We start from the raw sequence: 21,646 nt of genomic DNA, 5'->3' as shown, positions 1-21,646 counted from the left end.
ATCGCACCGCTTCCTACTTGCCGCTTGAAACTTGCGGCTTTCAGCTGTACGGCTAGCCGTACCGCCCCGTGATGTAGTCTTCGGTCTGCTTCTTCGCCGGATTGGTGAACAACGTATCGGTGTCGCCGAATTCCACCAGTTTGCCCATGTACATGAACGCCGTGTAGTCGGAAACCCGCGCGGCCTGCTGCATGTTGTGGGTCACGATGACAATGGTGAATTTCGATTTCAATTCGTAGATCAGTTCTTCGACTTTCAGCGTGGAGATCGGGTCGAGTGCCGAGCATGGTTCGTCGAGCAGCAGCACTTCCGGCTCTACAGCGATGGTGCGCGCGATGACCAGACGTTGCTGCTGACCACCGGACAGGCCGAGTGCCGATTCATGCAGACGGTCTTTGACTTCGTCCCACAGCGCCGCGCCTTTCAACGCCCACTCGACCGCTTCGTCGAGAACGCGCTTTTTGTTGATGCCTTGGATGCGCAGGCCGTACACCACGTTTTCGTAGATGGTTTTCGGGAACGGGTTCGGCTTCTGGAACACCATGCCGACGCGACGACGCAGTTCGGCCACGTCTTCGCCCTTACGGTAGATGTTGTGGCCGTACAGGTTGATTTCACCTTCTACGCGGCAACCGTCGACCAGGTCGTTCATGCGGTTGAAGGTACGCAGTAGCGTGGACTTGCCGCAGCCGGACGGGCCGATGAAGGCGGTCACACGCTGTTTCGGAATGTTCAGGCTGACGTCGTACAGCGCTTGTTTGTCGCCGTAGAACAGGTTCAGGCCCGGCACTTCGATGGCCACGGTTTCCTGTTCAAGGCTCAAGCTCTGTTTGTCGCGGCCCAGGGCAGACATGTTGATGCCGTGGGTATGTGCTTCGTGCTGCATGGGGTCTCACTCCGTTCGTAGCTGCAAGCTTCTAGCTGCAAGCTGCAAGTTTTGAGCAAAAGCGGCTTATAGCTTGCCGCTTGTGGCTAATGGCTTTAGCTGTCTAGAGCTTTGTATTTTTCGCGCAGATGGTTACGGATATAAACGGCCGACAGGTTCAATGTGGCGATCACGAGCACCAGCAGCAGCGCCGTGGCGTACACCAGCGGCCGCGCGGCCTCGACGTTCGGGCTTTGGAAGCCGACGTCATAGATATGGAAGCCCAAGTGCATGATCTTCTGGTCCAGGTGGAGGTACGGGTAGTTGCCGTCCAGTGGCAGCGACGGCGCCAGTTTCACCACACCCACCAGCATCAGCGGCGCCACTTCACCGGCGGCGCGCGCCACGGCGAGGATCATGCCGGTCATCATTGCCGGGCTGGCCATTGGCAGCACGATCTTCCACAAGGTTTCAGCCTTGGTCGCGCCGAGGGCCAACGAGCCTTCACGCACGGTGCGAGGAATCCGCGCCAGGCCTTCTTCCGTGGCCACGATCACCACCGGCACCGCCAGCAGCGCCAGGGTCAGGGACGCCCAAAGCAAACCCGGTGTACCGAAGGTCGGCGCCGGCAACGCTTCCGGGAAGAACAACCGGTCAACCGAACCGCCAAGTACGTAGACGAAGAAGCCCAGGCCGAACACGCCGTAGACAATCGCCGGAACGCCCGCCAGGTTGTTCACCGCGATGCGGATAATCCGGGTCAACGCGTTCTGCTTGGCGTATTCACGCAGGTAAACCGCCGCCAACACGCCGAACGGCGTCACGATCATCGCCATGATCAAGGTCATCATGACGGTGCCGAAAATGGCCGGGAAGATCCCGCCCTCGGTGTTCGCTTCACGCGGGTCATCGCTGAGGAATTCCCAGACCTTGCTAACGTAGAAGCCGATCTTGGTGAAGGTGCCCATGGCGTTCGGCTGATAGGCGCGGACCACTTTGCCGATGCCGATCTCGATCTCTTTGCCGTTGGCATCGCGGGCGGTCAGGCTGTCGCGGTTGAACTGGGCGTGCAGGTCATTCAGGCGGGCTTCGATGTCCTGATAACGAGCATTGAGCTCAGCGCGCTCGGATTCCATGTCCGCTTGCGCGGCGGCGTCGAGCTGGCCGGCCAGTTCCAGTTTGCGACCGTGCAGACGCACACGTTCCAGACCGGCGTTGATCGCGCCAATGTCGACTTTCTCCAGGGTCTTGAGCTGTGCTGCAAGCTTGTTCACGCGATCGACACGGGCCTGCAACTCGGGCCATGCGGCTTCGCCCTCAGCAATGACTTTGCCGTCCTGCTTGACGTTGACCAGGTAGCCGTAGAAGTTGCCCCACTCGCGACGCTCGACGGCCATCAGCTCCGGCGGCGTCTTCTGGTTGGTCAGCCACTCGCCGACGATCCAGGTGAAGTCGTTGCCGTTCAGGTCGCGGTTGCCGACCTTGATCAGCTCACGGGTCATGAACTCCGGGCCCTGATCGGGCACCGGCAGACCAGCGCTTTTCAGGCGCTCGCGCGGCACTTCTTCTTTCTGCACCACTTCGCCGATGACGAGGTGGTTGGCCTGGCCCGGCACGTCATAACTGGCGTGCACCAGGTCTGCCGGCCAGAAGTGGCCCAGACCGCGCACGGCAATCACCGCCAGCAAGCCAATGGTCATGATGACCGCGATGGACACCGCGCCACCGCTGATCCAGACGCCTGGGGCGCCGCTCTTGAACCATCCTTTCAGGGAGTTCTGTTTCACAGACTTCTACCTTTCTTAAAGCGACGAGTATTTCTTGCGCAGACGCTGACGAATCAGTTCCGCGAGGGTGTTCATGACGAAGGTGAACAACAGCAGCACCAGTGCCGAGAGGAACAGCACGCGATAGTGGCTACCGCCGACTTCCGACTCGGGCATTTCCACCGCGACGTTGGCGGCCAGCGTTCGCAGACCTTCGAACAGGTTCATTTCCATGACCGGGGTGTTACCGGTGGCCATCAGCACGATCATGGTTTCACCGACCGCACGGCCCATGCCGATCATCAGTGCCGAGAAGATGCCCGGGCTGGCGGTGAGGATCACCACACGGGTCATGGTCTGCCATGGCGTGGCACCGAGGGCCAGGGAACCGAGGGTCAGGCCGCGGGGCACGCTGAACACGGCGTCTTCGGCGATGGAGTAAATGTTCGGGATCACCGCGAAGCCCATGGCCAGACCGACTACCAGAGCGTTGCGCTGGTCGTAGGTAATGCCCAGGTCGTGGGAGATCCACATGCGCATGTCGCCGCCGAAGAACCAGGTTTCCATGTACGGGCTCATGTACAGCGACAACCAGCCCACAAACAGAATCACCGGGATCAGGATCGCGCTTTCCCAGCCGTCCGGCACTTTCAGGCGGATGGACTCAGGCAGGCGGCTGAAGACGAAACCGGCGACCAGGATGCCGATTGGCAGGAGCATCAGCAGGCTGAAGATGCCCGGCAAATGCCCTTCCACATAAGGCGCGAGGAACAGGCCGGCGAAGAAGCCGAGGATCACCGTCGGCATCGCTTCCATCAGCTCGATCACCGGCTTGACCTTGCGACGCATGCCCGGGGCCATGAAATACGCGGTGTAGATCGCGGCAGCGACGGCCAGAGGAGCGGCCAGCAGCATGGCGTAGAACGCGGCTTTCAGGGTGCCGAAGGTCAGCGGCGACAGGCTGAGCTTGGGTTCGAAGTCGGTGTTGGCGGCGGTCGATTGCCAGACGTATTTAGGCTCGTCGTAGTTCTCGTACCAGACCTTGCTCCACAACGCGCTCCACGACACTTCCGGGTGCGGGTTGTCGAGCAGCAGCGGCTGAATCTTGCCGCCCGCTTCGACGATCACACGGTTGGCCCGTGGCGACAGGCCGAAGACACCTTGGCCGTCGACCACCTGGTCCACCAGCAAGGTGCGGTGGGCGGTGCTGTGGAACACGCCAAGCTTGCCGGAGGCGTCGAGGGCCACGAAGCCTTTGCGACGTTCTTCAGCGGTGATTTCAACGATCGGCGTAGTGCCCATCTGGAAAGTGCGGATCTGCTTCAGGCGCAACTCGCCATCCGGGTCACGGGCCATGAACCACTGGGCCAGGCCGCCTTTGGAGTCGCCGAGGATCAGCGAGATACCGCCCACCAGTTGAGTACTGGCAGTGATTTCGGCGTCACCGTTTTCCAGCAATTTGTAGCGACCGTTGAGGCTCTTGTCGCGCAGGCTGAACACGTCGGCCTGGGCGCGACCGTTGATCACGTACAGCCATTGCTGACGCGGGTCGACAAAGATGTTCTTCACCGGCTCGGTCATCTGCGGCAGCTCGATACGCTTCTGCTCGTTGGTGACTTCGCCGGTCATCATGTTTTCTTCGCTGGTCAGCGAGAGCACATTGAGTTGCGAACCGGTGGAGCCAACCAGCATCAGAGTGGTGTCGGTGGCGTTGAGGCTGACGTGCTCAAGCGCACCGCCCGCCTCGTTCAGCGCAATCGGAGTTTCGCCGTACGGGTATTCGACGGCTGGCGAGATGGTTTTCTTGCCGTCCGGGTAGCTGACCTTATACGTGTGGCGGAACACCAGCGCCTGGCCATTGGACAAACCTACAGCCACCAAGGGATGGCCCGGTTGGTCTTCGCCGATGGAAGTCACGGTAGTGCCGGCCGGGATCGGCAGATCGACGCGCTTGAGTTCGGCGCCACTGTCGATATCGAAGAACAGTGCCTGCCCTTTGTCGGAAACCCGCATGGCGACCTGGTTCTGCTCTTCCAGGGAGATCATCAGCGGCTTGCCGGCGTCTTGCATCCAGGCAGGCGTGATGGCGTCCTTGGCGGTCAGGTCGGCCCCCTGGAACAGCGGCGCGACGACATAGGCGAGGAAGAAAAAGATCAGCGTGATCGCGCCGAGAACGGCAAGGCCGCCCACGAGGACGTACCAGCGGGTCAGGCGATCTTTGAGCGCGCGGATGCGGCGCTTGCGTTGCAGCTCAGGCGTATTGAAATCAATTCGCTTGGGGGGATTAGTAGTCATGGTGGAATTGGCCAGATCATTCATGCGCACACCCTAGCGATCCTGTATGACAGAAAGATGACAATGCAGTGACGCAACAAATCCGCCGCCAGCGGGAACTGGCAGTGGACCGGAAATTTGGGGGCCGGCGTACCGGCATTTGCAGGATCGAAGCTTGCTCGCGAAGGCGTCATTACATTCAACGTCACGTTGACTGAACCACCGCTTTCGCGGGCAAGCCTCGCTCCTGCAGAGCCCGGGATTACCCCGGGCTCAGGGTTTTACTTTTTTGCTACGTTGCCGCCTTCTTGCAGACCCAGGTCAGCCAGTGCTTTTGCAGCAACCTTGGCCGGCAGTGGGATGTAACCGTCTTTCACTACAACTTCCTGACCCTGTTTGGACAGAATCAGTTTCACGAACTCAGCTTCCAGCGGGGCCAGAGGCTTGTTCGGGGCTTTGTTGACGTAAACGTAGAGGAAACGCGACAGTGGGTACTTGCCGTTCAGGGCGTTTTCTTCGCTGTCTTCGATGAACTCAGTGCTGCCTTTCTTGGCCAGGGCCACCGTCTTCACGCTCGCGGTTTTGTAGCCGATGCCCGAGTAACCCACGCCGTTCAGCGAGGAGCTGATCGACTGCACAACCGAAGCCGAACCTGGTTGTTCGTTGACGTTTGGCTTGTAGTCGCCTTTGCACAGGGCTTCTTCTTTGAAGTAGCCGTAGGTGCCGGATACCGAGTTACGACCGAACAGCTGAACCGGCTTGTTGGCCAGGTCGCCCGTCACGCCCAGATCACCCCAGGTTTTCACGTCGGTTTTAGCACCGCACAGACGAGTCGAGGAGAAGATCGCGTCGACTTGCTCCATGGTCATGTGCTGGATCGGGTTGTCTTTGTGTACGAAGACAGCCAGGGCGTCCACGGCAACCGGGATAGCGGTTGGCTTGTAGCCGTATTTGGTTTCGAAGGCTTGCAGCTCGTTGTCCTTCATCTTGCGGCTCATCGGGCCCAGGTTAGCGGTGCCTTCAGTCAGCGCAGGTGGCGCGGTAGAGGAACCAGCAGCCTGAATCTGGATGTTGACGTTCGGGTATTCTTTTTTGTAGTTCTCAGCCCACAGGGTCATGAGGTTGGCCAGGGTATCGGAGCCGACGCTGGACAGGTTGCCCGACACACCAGTGGTCTTGGTGTAGCTCGGGATAGCAGGGTCAACAGCGGCAACCGCGTTGGCAGTCGCAACGCCAGCAGCGACAAAAGTCATTGCCGCCATCAAACGCTTCAGTTTCATGCCTTACTCCTAGCAGATAGGGTGTGTTAGTCGGGGCCAAGTATCAGCAGGCCGTGTGAACACTCTATGGCTGAAATATGACAATTGGATGAAAGGCCAGCATTCGAGTTTTTTGCCGGATAATTCATGCGCCCCAAATCGCTAGCAGGCTAGCCCCACATTGCAATGCAATTCAATGTGGGCGCTAGCCTGCTATCGATAGGGCCGGTACAGCTACAGACAGTTTCGGGGATCAGCGACCCTTCTTCCAAAGATACGCACCCACCAGAATCCCGACCCCGCAAATGATCGCCACGTAGTAGGCAGGCCCCATCGGGCTTTCCTTGAGCAGCAGCGTCACCACCATCGGCGTCAAACCACCGAAAATCGCATAGGCCAGGTTGTAGGAGAACGACAACCCGCTGAAGCGCACCACCGCTGGAAAGGCTTTGACCATCACGTAGGGCACTGCACCGATGGTCCCGACCAGGAAACCGGTCAAGGCGTACATCGGGAACAGCCAGTCCGGGTGGTTGAACAGGCTGTGATAGAACGTCCACGAGCTGATCAACAGCGCGGCGCTGCCAAACACAAACACTCGGCCAGCGCCGAAACGGTCAGCCAGGGCACCGGAAGCCACGCAACCTACACTCAGGAACACGATCGCCAGGCTGTTGGCCTGCAACGCGGTAGTTGGCGAGAAGTGGTAAACGGTCTGCAGCACGGTCGGCGTCATCAGAATGACCACGATGATGCCGGCGGACAGCAGCCAAGTCAGCAACATGGAAATCAGGATCGCACCGCGATGGTCACGCAGCACCGCGCGCAGAGGCACTTCTTCGGCCAGGGCCTTGCGCAGTTGCAGTTCGGCAAACACCGGGGTCTCGTGCAACCAGCGGCGCAGGTAGACCGAGAACAGACCGAACACGCCACCCAGCAGGAACGGGATCCGCCAGGCGTAATCGGACACTTCCAGCGGGGTGTAAATGCTGTTGATCGCCGTGGCGACCAATGAACCCAGGAGGATGCCAGCCGTCAGACCGCTCGTCAGGGTGCCGCAGGCATAACCGATATGTCGCTGCGGCACGTGTTCGGAAACGAATACCCACGCGCCCGGCACTTCACCGCCAATCGCCGCGCCTTGAATCACCCGCATCAACAGCAACAGGATCGGCGCCCACATGCCGATCTGCGCATAGGTCGGCAGCAGACCCATGATCAGGGTCGGCACCGCCATCATGAAAATGCTCAGGGTGAACATCTTTTTGCGGCCAAGCAGGTCGCCGAAATGGGCCATCACAATGCCGCCCAACGGACGAGCGAGGTAGCCGGCGGCGAAAATGCCGAACGTCTGCATCAGGCGCAGCCACTCGGGCATGTCCGCCGGGAAGAACAGTTTGCCCACCACCGTGGCGAAGAACACGAAGATGATGAAGTCGTAAAACTCCAGTGCACCGCCCAGGGCAGACAGCGATAACGTCTTGTAGTCGCTACGGGTTAACGGGCGTGCGGGCTGGGTCGGCTGCGCGATGCTAGAGGGCGCTGTGGTCATGGCAAGGGCTTCTCTTATAGTCGGATCTGCAACCCCAACAACGCTGGCGAGGGCTTGGGCAGGTCCGGCACGATAGCAAATTGTTCGAAAAAGCACATAGAGGTGCGTATTTGACGGTCAAAATGAGAACCGGACGGTCGTCTCGGAGTCTACCGATCGATATACTCGCTGCGTTGCAGCATTTGTAAGGGGTTGCTGTGCGAAAACGCGCTGGATGACTGGCAAGGTCATTGCGTGGCTCAGTCGGTTTCGCAGAGTTTCCCTTTAGGCGCCTTTCGAAAAACGTGACGAACGTAGTATGTTCGGGGCTGAATCGTTTTTTCTTGAGACGGCTATTCACCTGAAGTACCAATGAAGAGTCACGGGTCAGAGGCACCCCCGGCATGATAGAGCTCGAACAAGAAGATCCAATTCCGCAAGGCGACCTTGCCCTGCAAATCACCGCGCTTCCGCGTGAAACCAACGGCTTTGGCGATATTTTCGGCGGCTGGCTGGTGGCACAGATGGATTTGGCCGGCACCGCAATGGCCAGCAAAGTTGCGGGTGGGCGCGTAGCAACCGTGGCGATTGATCGCATGGCGTTCCTGGTCCCGGTGGCGGTGGGCGCTCAGCTTTCCTTCTATACCCAGGCGCTGGAAATCGGCCGCAGCTCGATTCAGATGATGGTCGAAGTCTGGAGCGACGATCCGCTGTCCAGCGAGTGGCGTAAAGTGACTGAAGCCGTGTTTGTGTTTGTCGCGATTGATGGCAGCGGCCGTACTCGTTCGGTTCCTCCACGCGCGCGTTAAACACGGCGACCTTTCTGCGGTCCATTGCAGTCATTGTTCCTGATCGAGAGTTGCCCCATGAGCACGCCCAACGTTGAAGCCGTGAAACTGGATGAACTGAACTGCTGGCGCATCCGCCACGGTCAGGCCGAATTGCTGGTTGCGCAGCAAGGCGCGCACATCCTCAGTTATCAATTGGCCGGCCAACCGCCGCTGATCTGGCTTAACGATGAGGCCGTGTTCAAGACTGGCAAGAGCATCCGCGCCGGCGTGCCGGTGTGCTGGCCGTGGTTCGGCAATTTCAAGCGCAACCCGCAAAGCGTCCAGGCGATGCGCGTCAGCAACGAACCGCCGACTGCCCACGGTTTTGTCCGGGCGATGGATTGGGAATTGGGCGGCATAGAAACCGAGGGTGAGAGCCTGAAGGTGGAATTCGTCCTGCCCTACCCCGAAGGCGGCTTTCCAGGCTGGCCACATCAGGTGGATCTGAAGTTGAGCATCCGTCTGGATGAGCAACTGCACATCAGCTTGACCAGCCACAATCAGGGCACCGATACCGTCACCATCAGCCAGGCGTTGCACAGTTACTTCGCTGTCAGTGATGTGCGCACGGTGCATGTCGAAGGGCTGGATGGCTTGAGCTATATCGAAACGCTGGACGACTGGAAAACCGTGACCCAGACCGGCGATCTGCGCTTTACCGGCGAAACCGACCGTATCTACCTCGATACCCCGGCGAAGCTGAGCATTGTCGACCCGGCCTGGAAACGGCGCATTGAGCTGACCAGCAGTGGTTCGCGCTCGGCGGTGATCTGGAACCCGTGGATCGAACGCGCGACGGCGTTCAGCGACATGGCCGACGATGGCTGGCAGAAGATGCTGTGCATCGAGACGGCGAATGTGATGGATGATGTGGTGACGCTGAAACCCGGCGCCACCCACACTCTCGAAGTGAGCATCGCCAGCAACCCTTTATAAGCAACACCACAAAACCAATGTGGGAGCGAGCCTGCTCGCGATGACGTCATAACATCCAACATCAATATTGGCTGTTACACCGCTATCGCGAGCAGGCTCGCACACAGTGGATCTTTGCCAGTCTGGTTGGCGCTGTTACAAATCCGACTCCTGCACCACCCGCACCTTCGCCGCATCCAGCGCATACGCCGCGTCAGCCAAATCATTGTTGACCTTCTCGACCTTCAGCGTGCCGGTCACCCACAGTGGTGTGTAGATATCGTCCAGCTTCAAACCCTTCGGATAACGCACCAACACCAATTGGTTAGGTGGCGGTGGCGGCACGTGGATGCAGGCGCCCGGGTACGGGACAAGGAAGAACAGCGTGCTGCGGCCCTTGGCGTCGGACTCCAGCGGTACCGGATAACCGCCGATGCGGATGTTCTTGTCGTTCATCGACGGCACGGTTTTGGTCGAATACATCACCGCCGGCAAGCCCTTGCTCTGCTTCATGCCACCTTTTTCAGTAAAGGTGCCATCGCCTTCGGGGGAGTTGTGGTCGATTTCGGGCATGGCCTCGAGGGCTTTCTGGTCCGACTTGGGCATCAGTTCGAGCCAGTCGGTTTCCGGCAGTTCGCCGGCATGGGCAAGGCCCGTACCCAGTAAAAGAAAAGTCAGCAGAAAACGGCGCATGAAGGTGCTCGGCATAAGGAGAGGTCTGTGCAACGCCGAGCATTCTAGCCCTCCCCGCGTGCGGCGCGGAGAGGACTTCGTCGCTTGAATCAGTTCTTTCTGATCAAACCGTAGATCACCAGCAGCACCACCGCGCCGACCAGCGCACCGATGAAGCCTGCACCTTCGCCTGCGTGATAGATGCCCAGAGCCTGGCCGCCGTAAGTGGCCGCCAGCGAACCGCCGATACCGAGCAGGATGGTCATGATCCAGCCCATGCTGTCATCACCCGGTTTCAGGAACCGAGCCAGCAGGCCGACGATCAAGCCGATAAAGATGGTTCCGATAATTCCCATGGCACTTCCCTCTGATTGAATGGCAATGCAGAAGCCTAGTCAGACTTTCGCATCCTGCCATGAGAGAACGGCGGACCTAGAATGGTTCCGCCGCTGCCACATGAAACTGTTTATTCGGCGATGAGCGCTTCGACCTTGAGGATCTGCGCGGCCAGTGTTTCGCGGTTTGCACAACGCAGGTTGGCATGACCGACCTTGCGGCCAGCCTTGAACGCTTTGCCATAGTGATGCAGATGGCAATCGGCGATGGCCAGGACCTTTTCAGTCTCCGGGACTTTGCCGATGAAGTTGAGCATCGCGCTCTCGCCGACCTTCGCCGTCGAACCCAGCGGCAGGCCAGCAACAGCCCGCAGGTGGTTTTCGAACTGGCTGCACTCGGCACCTTCAGTGGTCCAGTGACCCGAGTTATGCACGCGCGGGGCGATTTCGTTGGCCTTGAGGCCACCGTCGACTTCAAAGAACTCGAACGCCATCACGCCGACGTAATTCAGCTGCTTGAGCACGCGGCTGGAATAGTCTTCCGCCAAGGCTTGCAGCGGATGGTCGGTGCTGGCCACGGACAGTTTGAGGATGCCGCTGTCGTGGGTGTTGTGAACCAGCGGATAGAACCTGGTTTCACCATCGCGAGCACGCACAGCGATCAGCGAGACCTCGCCGGTGAACGGCACGAAGCCTTCCAGCAGGCAGGCCACGCTGCCCAGTTCGGCGAAGGTGCCGACCACGTCTTCCGGTTTGCGCAGGACTTTCTGGCCCTTGCCGTCGTAACCCAGGGTGCGGGTTTTCAGCACGGCCGGCAGACCGATCGACGCCACGGCAGCGTCCAGATCGGCTTGCGATTGAATGTCGGCGAACGCAGGGGTGGGAATCCCCAGGTCCTTGAACATGCTCTTCTCGAACCAGCGATCGCGGGCGATACGCAGGGCTTCGGCGCTCGGGTAGACCGGGACGAATTGCGACAGGAAAGCCACGGTTTCAGCCGGGACACTTTCGAACTCGAAGGTCACCAGATCGACTTCATCAGCCAGCTGACGCAGGTGGTCCTGATCGCCATAATCGGCCCGCAGGTGTTCGCCCAACGCGGCTGCGCAAGCATCCGGTGCCGGGTCCAGGAAAGCGAAGTTCATGCCCAGCGGGGTGCCCGCCAACGCCAACATGCGGCCCAACTGGCCGCCACCGATTACACCGATCTTCATCGTCAACAACCTCAGGCGATGCGTGGGTCTGGATTTTCCAGGACGCTGTCTGTCTGCTCAGCGCGGAATTTTTTCAGCACCGCGTGGAACTGCGGGTGCTTGGCGCCGAGGATACTCGCCGACAGCAGGGCTGCGTTGATCGCGCCGGCCTTGCCGATGGCCAGGGTGGCAACCGGAATGCCCGCTGGCATCTGCACGATCGAGAGCAGCGAATCGACGCCCGAGAGCATCGACGACTGCACCGGCACGCCCAGCACCGGCAGGTGGGTCTTGGCCGCACACATGCCAGGCAAGTGGGCCGCGCCGCCGGCACCGGCGATGATCACCTCGATGCCACGCGCCTCCGCCTCTTCGGCGTACTGGAACAGCAGGTCCGGGGTGCGGTGGGCAGAGACCACTTTCACCTCGTAAGGGATGCCGAGCTTTTCCAGCATATCGGCGGTGTGGCTAAGGGTGGACCAATCGGACTTGGAGCCCATGATCACGCCAACCAGTGCACTCATCGTCGTGCCTCTTCTCTCTGGGCGCCCGCAGGCGCGTCAAAAAACAACAAGCCACGCAAAATGCGTGGCTTGATTGTACGAATTATGGCCAGTCAAGCCGGCCGAAGGCCGCGCAGTATACCTCAATGAAGCAGATAAACAGCCCCTGAAACGACCATCTGTCATACGGCGCAAAGTGCCGGTTTTATTGACTTGAAGGTCAGCGAAAGAACACCACAAATCCCCTGTGGGAGCGAGCCTGCTCGCGAATGCAATGTGTCAGTCGCCGACACTGTTGACTGAACCACCGCATTCGCGAGCAGGCTCGCTCCCACTTTTGATCTTCAATGGTTTCAGGAACCCGTCGTGCCTTGGGCGGCGCCGCCTTCCAGTTTGCGCCACAGCAAACGAACGTTCGCCTTGCGCACCAGCGCGCAGCGATACAGTCGGATCTCCAGCGGCACATGCCATTGCGGGCCGCCGCAGACCACCAGTTCACCGCGCGCCAGTTCGGCACGCACGCTCAATTGCGGCACCCAGGCAATCCCCAACCCCTCGAGCGCCATGCTTTTCAGGCTGTCGGCCATGGCGGTCTCATAGATGGTGGTGAAGCGCAGCGCACGCTGGCGCAGCAGCATATTGACCGAACGCCCGAGAAACGCACCGGCGCTGTAAGCGAGCAGCGGCACACTGGCATCGCCTTCCAGATCGAACAAGGGTTTGCCGTCGGCATCCGCCGCGCACACCGGCAACATCTCCGTGTGACCAAGGTGCAGCGACGGGAAGATTTCCGGGTCCATCTGCAAGGCCGCGTCCGGGTCATAGAACGCCAGCATCAAGTCGCAACCGCCCTCGCGCAGCGCATGCACCGCGTCGCCGACGTTGGTCGCCACCAACCGCGTGGCAATGTTCAGGCCTTCATTGCGCAACTGCGCGATCCAGCGCGGAAAGAAACCCAAGGCCAATGAGTGAGCGGCAGCCACTTGCATCACTTCGCCCTGCCCGCCTTCCAGGTGATGAAGGTGGCGCAGCACTTCGCCGAGCTGTTCAACCACGGTCCGCGCGGTCACCAAAAACAACTGCCCCGCCGCCGTCAGTTCGACCGGCGTGCGCGAGCGGTTGACCAACGTCAGCCCCAGCGCGGCTTCCAGGCTGCGGATTCGGCGGCTGAACGCGGGCTGCGTCACGAAGCGGCGTTCCGCAGCCTGGGAGAAGCTGCGGGTGGCGGCCAAGGCGCTGAAGTCCTCGAGCCATTTACTTTCCAGATTCATCACGTCCTCCCGGACACGCACCAATTTAGGTCACACGCTCGCCGCACACACGGCGTCACATCGGCATTATGCCGAATGTGCATAGGCCAGTGTTTAACAGCATTGGCCGAAAATTCTCTACAAGCCTAGCATTTGCAGCGTTCCGGCACAGACCGGGTCCTTATCGAGATGATTTCTATCATGTCCTCCGCTGCATCTTTCCGCACAGAAAAAGACCTGCTTGGCGTACTCGAAGTACCTGCTCAAGCGTATTACGGCATCCAGACCCTGCGAGCGGTGAACAACTTCCGTCTCTCCGGCGTTCCGATTTCGCATTACCCGAAGCTGGTTGTCGGCCTGGCGATGGTCAAACAGGCCGCCGCTGACGCCAACCGCGAGCTGGGTCACCTGAGCGAAGCCAAGCACGCGGCCATCAGCGAAGCCTGTGCCCGTCTGATCCGCGGCGATTTCCACGAAGAGTTCGTGGTGGACATGATTCAAGGCGGCGCTGGCACTTCGACCAACATGAATGCCAACGAAGTCATCGCCAACATCGCGCTGGAGGCCATGGGTCACCAGAAGGGCGAATACCAATACCTGCACCCGAACAACGACGTGAACATGGCGCAGTCGACCAACGACGCCTACCCGACCGCGATCCGCCTGGGTCTGCTGCTGGGTCACGACGCGCTGCTGGCCAGCCTCGACAGCCTGATCCAGGCGTTCGCTGCCAAGGGTGTTGAGTTCAGCCACGTCTTGAAGATGGGCCGTACCCAGCTGCAAGACGCCGTGCCGATGACCCTGGGTCAAGAATTCCGCGCCTTCGCCACCACGTTGAGCGAAGACCTGGCACGCCTGAAAACACTGGCCCCTGAACTGCTGACCGAAGTGAACCTGGGCGGCACCGCGATCGGTACCGGCATCAACGCCGACCCGCGTTACCAGCACCTGGCCGTTCAGCGCCTGGCCCTGATCAGCGGTCAACCGCTGGTTCCGGCGGCCGACCTGATCGAAGCCACCTCCGACATGGGCGCCTTCGTGCTGTTCTCCGGCATGCTCAAGCGCACCGCGGTCAAGCTGTCGAAGATCTGCAACGACCTGCGCCTGCTGTCCAGCGGCCCGCGCACCGGCATCAACGAAATCAACCTGCCGGCGCGTCAGCCAGGCAGCTCGATCATGCCCGGCAAGGTCAACCCGGTAATCCCGGAAGCGGTTAACCAGGTAGCGTTCCAGATCATCGGCAACGACCTGGCCCTGACCATCGCTGCCGAAGGCGGCCAGTTGCAACTGAACGTGATGGAGCCGCTGATCGCCTTCAAGATCTTCGACTCGATCCGCCTGCTGCAACGCGCCATGGACATGCTGCGCGAGCACTGCATCGTCGGCATCACCGCCAACGAAGAGCGTTGCCGTGAGCTGGTCGAGCACTCGATCGGCCTGGTCACCGCGCTGAACCCGTACATCGGCTATGAAAACGCCACCCGCATCGCCCGTATCGCCCTCGAAAGCGGCCGCGGCGTGCTGGAACTGGTGCGCGAAGAAGGCTTGCTCGACGACGAAATGCTCGCCGACATCCTGCGCCCGGAAAACATGATTGCTCCGCGTCTGGTGCCTTTGAAGGCTTGACCGAACGCAGACTCTTGCTCTTTTAACGAAGAGCACCAGGAGCCACACGCTCACCAGGTCGAGGGACTAGACACCTCTCACCTTTTGAGGGCTTGGGGATTTATTCCCCAAGCCCTTTTTTTTAACTTTTGTAAGGAAAACCGTCTTCTGTAGGAGTGATCCTGCTCGCGATGAACGATAACGCGGTGTAACTGAAATACCGCGGTGCCTGCATCGCGAGCAGGCTCACGCCTACAAAGGCCTGGCTCAAAAAGTCAGGTGTTTCAAAGGCTTCGTTTCGTCGCTTGCACCACAACCGTGCAGACGGACGGCACTCTCCTAGGTATAGTGCCGCCCCTCTTCGCGTGAGCGGTCGTCGGTAACGAGGCCCAAACCCATGCGAAACCCGAACTAATAACAAACCTGCGATATGGGCCCGGGACGAACACTCGCCTCACTGTTGTGCCACGTGCACACCGGTGTAACGCGATGTTTCTGCCTGCCCAACATTTGCCTACACAAAAAACAGCGAGGAATAATCCATGCTCGAAGTCATTAACGACTTCCTCTCAGGGAAAGTACTGATCGTGCTCATTGTCGGGCTCGGTAGCTACTTCACGATCCGCTCGCGTTTCGTTCAATTGCGCCATTTCTTCCACATGTTCGCGGTGTTCCGCGACAGCCTGAAAAGCAGCGCCGGCCAACTCAGTTCGTTCCAGGCCTTGATGCTCAGCCTCGCCGGCCGTGTCGGCGCGGGTAACATCGCCGGTGTCGGCATCGCCGTTACCCTGGGTGGCCCGGGGGCGGTGTTCTGGATGTGGGTGACCGCACTGGTCGGCATGTCCAGCAGCTTCTTCGAATGTTCCCTCGGCCAGCTCTACAAGCGCTGCGATGCCGACGGCACCTACCGTGGCGGCCCGTCCTATTACATCCAGCACGGTCTGCAGAAACGCTGGCTGGGCATGATCATGGCGTTCCTGTTGCTGGTGACCTTCGGGTTTGCCTTCAACGGCCTGCAATCCCACGCCGTGACTCACTCGCTGAACAACGCGTTCGGCCTCGACACCACCTACACAGGCCTGGCCCTGGCGGTGCTGCTCGGCCTGGTGTTCATCGGTGGGATCAAGCGCATCGCCAAGGTCGCTGACCTGCTGGTGCCGGTGAAAACCCTGGTGTACATCGGCGTGACCATCTATGTGATCGTGCTGCAGTTCGACCAGGTTCCGGGCATGCTGATGACCATCGTCAAAAGTGCTTTCGGTCTGGACCAGGCCTTCGGCGGCCTGATCGGCAGCGCAATCGTCATGGGCGTGAAACGTGGCGTGTTCGCCAACGAAGCGGGCCTGGGCAGTGCGCCGAACGTGGCGGCCGTGGCTTCCGTCGAGCACCCGGTGGCACAAGGCGTGGTTCAGGCGTTCAGCGTGTTCCTCGATACTTTCGTGATCTGCACCTGCACCGCATTGCTGATCCTGCTCTCGGGTTTCTACACCCCAGGCTTCGAAGGCGACGGCATTGCCCTGACCCAGAACTCGCTGGCCGCCGTGGTCGGTGACTGGGGCCGTAGCTTCATTTCCGTGGCGTTGTCGTTGTTCGTGTTCACCTCGATCCTCTACAACTACTACCTGGGCGAGAGCAACCTGCGCTTCCTGATCGGTGAAAACCGCAAGGCGCTGATTGGCTACCGCGCGCTGGTGCTGGTGTTGATTTTCTGGGGCGCCATCGAAAACCTCGGCACGGTGTTCGCCTTCGCCGACATCACCATGACCATGCTCGCGTTCGTGAACCTGATCGCGCTGTTCCTGCTGTTCAAGGTCGGCATGCGCATCCTGCGTGACTACGATGACCAGCGTGCCGCCGGGATCAAGACGCCGGTATTCGATTCGAGCAAATTCCCGGATCTGGACCTGGACTTGAACGCCTGGCCAGCCAATCCGCCGGCCGCGGCTCCAAAGGCTGAAGCCGAACTGCAAGGCGTACCCGCAGCGCAACGCTGATGGGTAAACGACGGGCGCATCCTCTGCGCCCGTCAGTTAAAGTGCACAACTTGTGGGAGCGGGCAGGCTCGCTCCCACATGTCATCTCTTGCGGAGACTTTCCCATGGTTCCCAACTCCTACCCAGCCGCCCAGCACGTCATGGTGCTCTACACCGGTGGCACCATCGGCATGCAAGCCAGCGCCAATGGCCTGGCCCCGGCGTCCGGTTTCGAAGCGCGGATGCGTGAATATCTGCACAGCCAGCCCGACGTGGTCGTGCCGCAGTGGCGCTTTCGCGAAATGTCGCCGCTGATCGACAGCGCCAACATGAGCCCGACGTACTGGCAGCAACTGCGTGAAGCGGTGGTCGACGCCGTTGATGTCCAAGGCTGCGACAGCGTGCTGATCCTGCACGGCACCGACACCCTCGCCTACAGCGCCGCCGCGATGAGTTTTCAGTTGCTCGGCCTGAATGCCCCCGTGGTGTTCACCGGCTCGATGCTGCCGGCCGGCGTGACCGACAGCGATGCCTGGGAAAACCTCAGCGGTGCGCTGGTTGCCCTGGGCCATGGCCTGGCGCCGGGCGTTCATCTGTATTTCCACGGCGAACTGCTGGACCCGACTCATTGCGCGAAGGTTCGTAGTTTCGGTCGCCATCCGTTCAAGCGCCTGGAGCGTCAGGGCGGTGGTGTGAAGGCCACGTCGCTGCCGGCTCAATTGAATTACAACCAGAGCAAGCAACTGGCGAAAGTCGCGGTGCTGCCGTTGTTCCCAGGAATCGGCGCCGAGCAGCTTGATGGCGTGCTGAACAGCGGCATCCAAGGCTTGGTGCTGGAATGCTACGGCAGTGGCACCGGGCCGAGCGATAACCCTGAGTTTCTCGCCGCTCTGGAGCGGGCACGGGACAATGGTGTGGTTATCGTCGCCGTCACCCAATGCCATGAAGGTGGCGTTGAGCTGGATGTCTACGAGGCCGGTAGCCGGTTGCGAGGCGTGGGTGTGCTTTCGGGCGGCGGCATGACCCGTGAGGCGGCGTTGGGCAAGTTGCATGGGTTGCTGGGTGCCGGGCTGGACACCTCTGAAGTCCGGCGTCTGGTCGAGCTCGACCTTTGCGGTGAACTGGTCTGATACACCGCAGGACCTGTAGGAGCGAGGCTAGCCCGCGAAGACGTCCTTGAAGGCGCCAAAAGCTTCGCGGGCAAGCCTCGCTCCTGCAAGTATTCATTCGCGGCATACAACTTGCTCGATTCCAGCATCCAATCGCTGGAACTTCCCATGCTCCACTCCCACCTCACCACCCTCAACGCCGTCTCCCTGGTGCTCAACACCTTCAAGGCCGAAGGCTTGTCCAGCGAAGCACTGCTGGCGGGAAGTGGCATCAGCGCGGCGGATCTGAGCCGGGCGGACACGCGCATCACCACCAACCAGGAGATGCAGGTGTGTGCCAACGCCGTCGCGCTCAAGCGTGATATCGGCCTGGAACTGGGCCGGCGGATGCACGTTTCGTCCTACGGCATACTCGGTTATGCGCTACTCACCTCTGCCACCTTCGGTGACGCTTTGCGCCTGGCGATGCGTTATCCGGCGCTGTTGGGAACACTTTTCGAGTTGAGCCTGGAAGTCGACGGCGAGCGGGTGTGGTTCGTGGCTGCCGATTATCGAGAGAACCCGGCGCTGGCCGTGTTCAACGCCGAGTTCTGCCTGGTGTCGTTGAAAGTCATTTGCGATGACCTGCTCGGGCACCCGCTGCCATTGCTCGCCGCTCGCCTGGAACATACGGCGCCGGATTATCGGGCGAGCTACGCCGAACACTTCGACTGCCCGCTGCACTTCGACGCGCGAGATAACGCCTTCGCATTCGACAAGCGCTGGCTCGACCAGCCCTTGCCGCTGGCCGATGTCATCACCCATCAGGCCATGGTCGACCGCTGCCGCAAGCAGAACACCGAATTCACCGGGCGTCAGGCGTGGTTGGGGCGGATTCGGCAGTTGCTTCGTGCGCAACTGAATGCAGCCCCGGGGCTGGAAGGTTTGGCGTTGCAGATGAATTGCTCGGCGCGCACCTTGCGTCGCCATCTCAAGGACTTGGGGTGCAGCTATCAGGAATTGCTCGATGAACTGCGCTTCGAGCAGGCCAAGCAGATGCTCTGTGAGGATCAGCTGCCGATCTACCGGATCGCCGAGGCGCTGGGCTTCAGCGAAACCGCGAGTTTCCGCCATGCGTTCGTGCGCTGGAGTGGTGTGGCACCGAGTCAGTTCCGGCCTTGACCCCCAACTCTCTGTAGGAGCGAGGCTTGCCCGCGAAAGCGTCTTCAAGCACGCCAAACGCTTCGCGGGCAAGCCTCGCGCCTACAGGTGGTTGCCCAACACCGGGGCACTTGCGCGCCAATAAAGGGCGAATTCCGGTCAGATCTTTTGGCCATATCGATCCCCTTTTGGCCTTTCCTGCCGTTCTCCGAATCGCGCTGCGCCGCAAGACTGTGTTCAACCGAATCAGCCTGCGGAGAACAAGAAATGCTGACGATCTACTCGGACGATCACCACCTGCACCACGGCCGTTGTGAATTGATGGACGGGCAACTGATGCCCTGCTTCGAAATGCCCTCGCGTGCCGACCATGTGCTGCAACGCGTGCAAACGCAGAACCTCGGCCCTGTCGAAGCGCCGAAGGATTTCGGCCTCGACCCGATCGCGCGCATCCACAGCCGCGACTACCTCGACTTCTTCAAAGGTGCCTGGGCACGCTGGACCGAATTCAAAACCGACGGCGATTTGCTGCCCTACACCTGGCCAGCCCGCACCTTGCGCCGAATCATCCCCACCAGCCTGCACGGCCAGCTCGGCTATTACAGCTTCGACGGCGGCGCGCCGATCACCGCCGGCACTTGGCAAGCGGCATACAGCGCAGCGCAAGTGGCCCTCACCGCGCAAGCCGCCATCCAGCGCGGCGCTCGCAGTGCCTTTGCCCTGTGCCGTCCACCGGGACACCACGCCGCCAGCGACTTGATGGGCGGTTATTGCTACCTCAACAACGCCGCCATCGCCGCTCAAGCGTTCCTCGATCAAGGCCACAAAAAGATCGCGATCCTCGACGTCGACTACCACCACGGCAATGGCACCCAATCGATTTTCTACGAACGCAGCGATGTGCTGTTCACTTCGATTCACGGCCACCCGGAAGCCGAATTCCCGTTCTTCCTCGGCTATGAAGACGAGCTCGGCGAAGGGGCCGGTGAAGGCTTCAACTTCAACTACCCTTTGCCGGCTGGCAGCGGCTGGGACCGTTGGAGTGCAGCGCTGGAGCAAGCCTGCAACGAGATCGAAACATACGGCGCCGACATCGTCGTCGTGTCCTTGGGCGTCGATACGTTCAAGGACGATCCCATCTCCCAGTTCAAGCTCGACAGCCCCGATTACCTGGCCATGGGCGCGCGCATCGCGAAGCTCGGCAAGCCGACGCTGTTCGTGATGGAAGGCGGCTACGCGGTAGAAGAAATCGGCATCAATGCCGTGAACGTTCTCGAAGGTTTTGAAAGCGCCCAATGAGGAATTAGAACAATGAACAGACTCACGCGTTTTATCGCACCGGTACTGTGCGCCACAGTACTCGGTGGCGCCGCCCACGCTGAAGAGCGAACGTTGCGCGTCTACAACTGGTTCGACTACATCACTCCCAAGGCGCTGGAAGACTTCAAGGCGCAGAACACCCAGACCAAACTGGTCTACGACATCTTCGACACCAACGAAGCACTTGAGGCCAAGCTGCTGACTGGTAACTCCGGCTACGACGTGGTGGTGCCCTCCAACGTGTTCCTCGCCAAGCAGATCGAAGCCGGCGTGTTCCAGCCCCTGGACCGTAGCAAGTTGCCGAACTGGAACCACCTCGATCCGAAGCTGATGAAGCTGCTCGAAGGCAACGACCCGGGCAACAAATTCGCCGTGCCGTACATGTACGGGACCATCCTGATCGGCTTCAACCCGGACAAAGTCAAAGCCGCGCTGGGCGACAAGGCGCCGGTGGACAGCTGGGACCTGATCTTCAAGGAAGAGAACATCAGCAAGCTCAAGCAGTGCGGCGTCGCCCTGCTCGACTCGCCGTCGGAAATCCTGCCCCTGGCCCTGCAACACCTCGGCCTGGACCCTAACAGCAAGAAGCCGGCGGACTACGAAAAGGCTGAAGCGCTGTTGATGAAAATCCGTCCGTACATCACCTACTTCCACTCCTCCAAATACATGGCGGACATTGCCAACGGCGACATCTGCGTCGCGGTCGGTTATTCCGGCAGCTTCTCCCAGGCTGCCAACCGCGCCAAGGAAGCCAAGAATGGTGTGGTCGTCGACATGCGCCTGCCCAAGGAAGGCGCGCCGATCTGGTTCGACATGCTCGCAATCCCCAAAGGCGCGAAGAACCCGGAAGACGCCTACACCTTCATCAACTATCTGCTGCAACCCCAGGTGATTGCACCCGTCAGCGATTTCGTCGGCTACCCGAACCCGAACAAGGACGCCACGGAACTGGTCGACCCGGCGATCCGCAACAACCCGAACCTGTACCCGACCGAAACGGCGATGGGTACGCTGTACACCCTGCAACCGTTGCCGCGCGATGCCGAACGCGCGCGGACCCGGGCCTGGACCAAGATCAAGTCCGGGACCTGATACCCGACTGCAAA

18 protein-coding genes are annotated in these 21,646 nt (G+C 60.3%); 8 read left to right on the top strand and 10 right to left on the bottom strand.

All coding sequences use genetic code 11. From position 1 onward, the window contains the following. Window positions 1-52: 52 nt before the first annotated feature. The 5 genes from pstB to AC1ROI_RS05810 all read right to left on the bottom strand — a co-directional run bounded on the left by pstB (window position 53) and on the right by AC1ROI_RS05810 (window position 7,716). Window positions 53-886 carry a phosphate ABC transporter ATP-binding protein PstB gene (pstB, locus tag AC1ROI_RS05830; RefSeq protein ID WP_010465315.1) on the bottom strand — a complete coding sequence of 278 codons (834 nt, stop codon included), beginning with the start codon at window positions 884-886 and terminating at the stop codon, window positions 53-55. Between the two features lie 95 nt (window positions 887-981). Next, window positions 982-2,652, bottom strand: a complete 1,671-nt coding sequence (gene pstA, locus AC1ROI_RS05825; RefSeq protein WP_010465316.1) for a phosphate ABC transporter permease PstA — start codon at window positions 2,650-2,652, stop codon at window positions 982-984. A gap of 15 nt (window positions 2,653-2,667) precedes the next feature. Further along, window positions 2,668-4,701: an ABC transporter permease subunit gene (locus AC1ROI_RS05820; protein ID WP_169857242.1), complete on the bottom strand. Its 2,034-nt coding sequence runs from the start codon at window positions 4,699-4,701 to the stop codon at window positions 2,668-2,670. 485 nt (window positions 4,702-5,186) lie between these two features. Continuing rightward, window positions 5,187-6,185 (bottom strand): phosphate ABC transporter substrate-binding protein PstS family protein, encoded by a 999-nt coding sequence (locus AC1ROI_RS05815; protein ID WP_010465320.1) that lies wholly within the window; start codon window positions 6,183-6,185, stop codon window positions 5,187-5,189. Between the two features lie 232 nt (window positions 6,186-6,417). Continuing rightward, window positions 6,418-7,716 carry an MFS transporter gene (locus AC1ROI_RS05810; protein WP_010465323.1) on the bottom strand — a complete coding sequence of 433 codons (1,299 nt, stop codon included), beginning with the start codon at window positions 7,714-7,716 and terminating at the stop codon, window positions 6,418-6,420. Window positions 7,717-8,099: 383 nt separating this feature from the next. Here AC1ROI_RS05810 and AC1ROI_RS05805 point away from each other — a divergent pair, with 383 nt between their 5' ends. Both AC1ROI_RS05805 and AC1ROI_RS05800 read left to right on the top strand, forming a co-directional pair. Continuing rightward, window positions 8,100-8,504 carry an acyl-CoA thioesterase gene (locus tag AC1ROI_RS05805; protein ID WP_007896491.1) on the top strand — a complete coding sequence of 135 codons (405 nt, stop codon included), beginning with the start codon at window positions 8,100-8,102 and terminating at the stop codon, window positions 8,502-8,504. 57 nt (window positions 8,505-8,561) lie between these two features. Next, window positions 8,562-9,461 (top strand): D-hexose-6-phosphate mutarotase, encoded by a 900-nt coding sequence (locus AC1ROI_RS05800; protein ID WP_102594565.1) that lies wholly within the window; start codon window positions 8,562-8,564, stop codon window positions 9,459-9,461. A 135-nt stretch (window positions 9,462-9,596) separates the two neighbouring features. Here the strand turns inward: AC1ROI_RS05800 and AC1ROI_RS05795 are convergent, their stop codons facing one another. The 5 genes from AC1ROI_RS05795 to AC1ROI_RS05775 form a co-directional block, all read right to left on the bottom strand. Further along, window positions 9,597-10,133 (bottom strand): DUF3299 domain-containing protein, encoded by a 537-nt coding sequence (locus tag AC1ROI_RS05795; protein WP_102594569.1) that lies wholly within the window; start codon window positions 10,131-10,133, stop codon window positions 9,597-9,599. Between the two features lie 89 nt (window positions 10,134-10,222). Beyond that, window positions 10,223-10,468: a GlsB/YeaQ/YmgE family stress response membrane protein gene (locus AC1ROI_RS05790; RefSeq protein WP_010465333.1), complete on the bottom strand. Its 246-nt coding sequence runs from the start codon at window positions 10,466-10,468 to the stop codon at window positions 10,223-10,225. Between the two features lie 110 nt (window positions 10,469-10,578). Next, window positions 10,579-11,661 (bottom strand): 5-(carboxyamino)imidazole ribonucleotide synthase, encoded by a 1,083-nt coding sequence (locus AC1ROI_RS05785; RefSeq protein WP_077748549.1) that lies wholly within the window; start codon window positions 11,659-11,661, stop codon window positions 10,579-10,581. A gap of 11 nt (window positions 11,662-11,672) precedes the next feature. Then, window positions 11,673-12,164: a 5-(carboxyamino)imidazole ribonucleotide mutase gene (gene purE, locus AC1ROI_RS05780; RefSeq protein WP_008150032.1), complete on the bottom strand. Its 492-nt coding sequence runs from the start codon at window positions 12,162-12,164 to the stop codon at window positions 11,673-11,675. Between the two features lie 332 nt (window positions 12,165-12,496). Further along, entirely contained in the window at window positions 12,497-13,414 is a 918-nt protein-coding gene (locus tag AC1ROI_RS05775) for a LysR substrate-binding domain-containing protein (RefSeq protein ID WP_010465339.1), read from the bottom strand. A gap of 180 nt (window positions 13,415-13,594) precedes the next feature. On the opposite strand from AC1ROI_RS05775, the gene aspA reads away from it, so the two are divergent. The 6 genes from aspA (at window position 13,595) to AC1ROI_RS05745 (ending at window position 21,632) form a co-directional block, all read left to right on the top strand. Next, the gene (gene aspA / locus AC1ROI_RS05770) at window positions 13,595-15,019 is read left to right on the top strand and encodes an aspartate ammonia-lyase (RefSeq protein ID WP_010465341.1); all 1,425 of its coding nucleotides are present in this window, start codon (window positions 13,595-13,597) and stop codon (window positions 15,017-15,019) included. Between the two features lie 521 nt (window positions 15,020-15,540). After that, window positions 15,541-16,992, top strand: a complete 1,452-nt coding sequence (locus AC1ROI_RS05765; protein WP_010465343.1) for an alanine/glycine:cation symporter family protein — start codon at window positions 15,541-15,543, stop codon at window positions 16,990-16,992. Between the two features lie 104 nt (window positions 16,993-17,096). Further along, on the top strand, window positions 17,097-18,101 hold the full coding sequence (locus AC1ROI_RS05760) for an asparaginase (RefSeq protein WP_010465345.1): 1,005 nt from the start codon (window positions 17,097-17,099) through the stop codon (window positions 18,099-18,101). A gap of 147 nt (window positions 18,102-18,248) precedes the next feature. Further along, window positions 18,249-19,241 (top strand): AraC family transcriptional regulator, encoded by a 993-nt coding sequence (locus AC1ROI_RS05755; RefSeq protein ID WP_083375439.1) that lies wholly within the window; start codon window positions 18,249-18,251, stop codon window positions 19,239-19,241. 246 nt (window positions 19,242-19,487) lie between these two features. Next, complete coding sequence (locus tag AC1ROI_RS05750) at window positions 19,488-20,519, top strand: histone deacetylase family protein (RefSeq protein WP_083375438.1); 1,032 nt, start codon at window positions 19,488-19,490, stop codon at window positions 20,517-20,519. 12 nt (window positions 20,520-20,531) lie between these two features. Continuing rightward, window positions 20,532-21,632 carry a polyamine ABC transporter substrate-binding protein gene (locus AC1ROI_RS05745; protein ID WP_010465352.1) on the top strand — a complete coding sequence of 367 codons (1,101 nt, stop codon included), beginning with the start codon at window positions 20,532-20,534 and terminating at the stop codon, window positions 21,630-21,632. The last annotated feature ends 14 nt before the right edge of the window (window positions 21,633-21,646 follow it).

The organism is Pseudomonas sp. GW823-FHT02C02, from assembly GCF_058797635.1.
Note: the sequence above shows the minus strand (reverse complement) of the source record. Positions and strands in the feature narration are given on the sequence as shown.

What these genes read in the sequence shown, in the direction of transcription:
- pstB (WP_010465315.1), bottom strand. Translation starts at nt 886, where the DNA reads ATGCAGCACGAAGCACATACCCACGGCATCAACATGTCTGCCCTGGGC.
- AC1ROI_RS05820 (WP_169857242.1), bottom strand. Translation starts at nt 4,701, where the DNA reads ATGCAAGACGCCGGCAAGCCGCTGATGATCTCCCTGGAAGAGCAGAAC.
- AC1ROI_RS05815 (WP_010465320.1), bottom strand. Translation starts at nt 6,185, where the DNA reads ATGAAACTGAAGCGTTTGATGGCGGCAATGACTTTTGTCGCTGCTGGC.
- AC1ROI_RS05810 (WP_010465323.1), bottom strand. Translation starts at nt 7,716, where the DNA reads ATGACCACAGCGCCCTCTAGCATCGCGCAGCCGACCCAGCCCGCACGC.
- AC1ROI_RS05805 (WP_007896491.1), top strand. Translation starts at nt 8,100, where the DNA reads ATGATAGAGCTCGAACAAGAAGATCCAATTCCGCAAGGCGACCTTGCC.
- AC1ROI_RS05800 (WP_102594565.1), top strand. Translation starts at nt 8,562, where the DNA reads ATGAGCACGCCCAACGTTGAAGCCGTGAAACTGGATGAACTGAACTGC.
- AC1ROI_RS05795 (WP_102594569.1), bottom strand. Translation starts at nt 10,133, where the DNA reads ATGCGCCGTTTTCTGCTGACTTTTCTTTTACTGGGTACGGGCCTTGCC.
- AC1ROI_RS05790 (WP_010465333.1), bottom strand. Translation starts at nt 10,468, where the DNA reads ATGGGAATTATCGGAACCATCTTTATCGGCTTGATCGTCGGCCTGCTG.
- AC1ROI_RS05785 (WP_077748549.1), bottom strand. Translation starts at nt 11,661, where the DNA reads ATGAAGATCGGTGTAATCGGTGGCGGCCAGTTGGGCCGCATGTTGGCG.
- purE (WP_008150032.1), bottom strand. Translation starts at nt 12,164, where the DNA reads ATGAGTGCACTGGTTGGCGTGATCATGGGCTCCAAGTCCGATTGGTCC.
- AC1ROI_RS05775 (WP_010465339.1), bottom strand. Translation starts at nt 13,414, where the DNA reads ATGAATCTGGAAAGTAAATGGCTCGAGGACTTCAGCGCCTTGGCCGCC.
- aspA (WP_010465341.1), top strand. Translation starts at nt 13,595, where the DNA reads ATGTCCTCCGCTGCATCTTTCCGCACAGAAAAAGACCTGCTTGGCGTA.
- AC1ROI_RS05765 (WP_010465343.1), top strand. Translation starts at nt 15,541, where the DNA reads ATGCTCGAAGTCATTAACGACTTCCTCTCAGGGAAAGTACTGATCGTG.
- AC1ROI_RS05760 (WP_010465345.1), top strand. Translation starts at nt 17,097, where the DNA reads ATGGTTCCCAACTCCTACCCAGCCGCCCAGCACGTCATGGTGCTCTAC.
- AC1ROI_RS05755 (WP_083375439.1), top strand. Translation starts at nt 18,249, where the DNA reads ATGCTCCACTCCCACCTCACCACCCTCAACGCCGTCTCCCTGGTGCTC.
- AC1ROI_RS05750 (WP_083375438.1), top strand. Translation starts at nt 19,488, where the DNA reads ATGCTGACGATCTACTCGGACGATCACCACCTGCACCACGGCCGTTGT.
- AC1ROI_RS05745 (WP_010465352.1), top strand. Translation starts at nt 20,532, where the DNA reads ATGAACAGACTCACGCGTTTTATCGCACCGGTACTGTGCGCCACAGTA.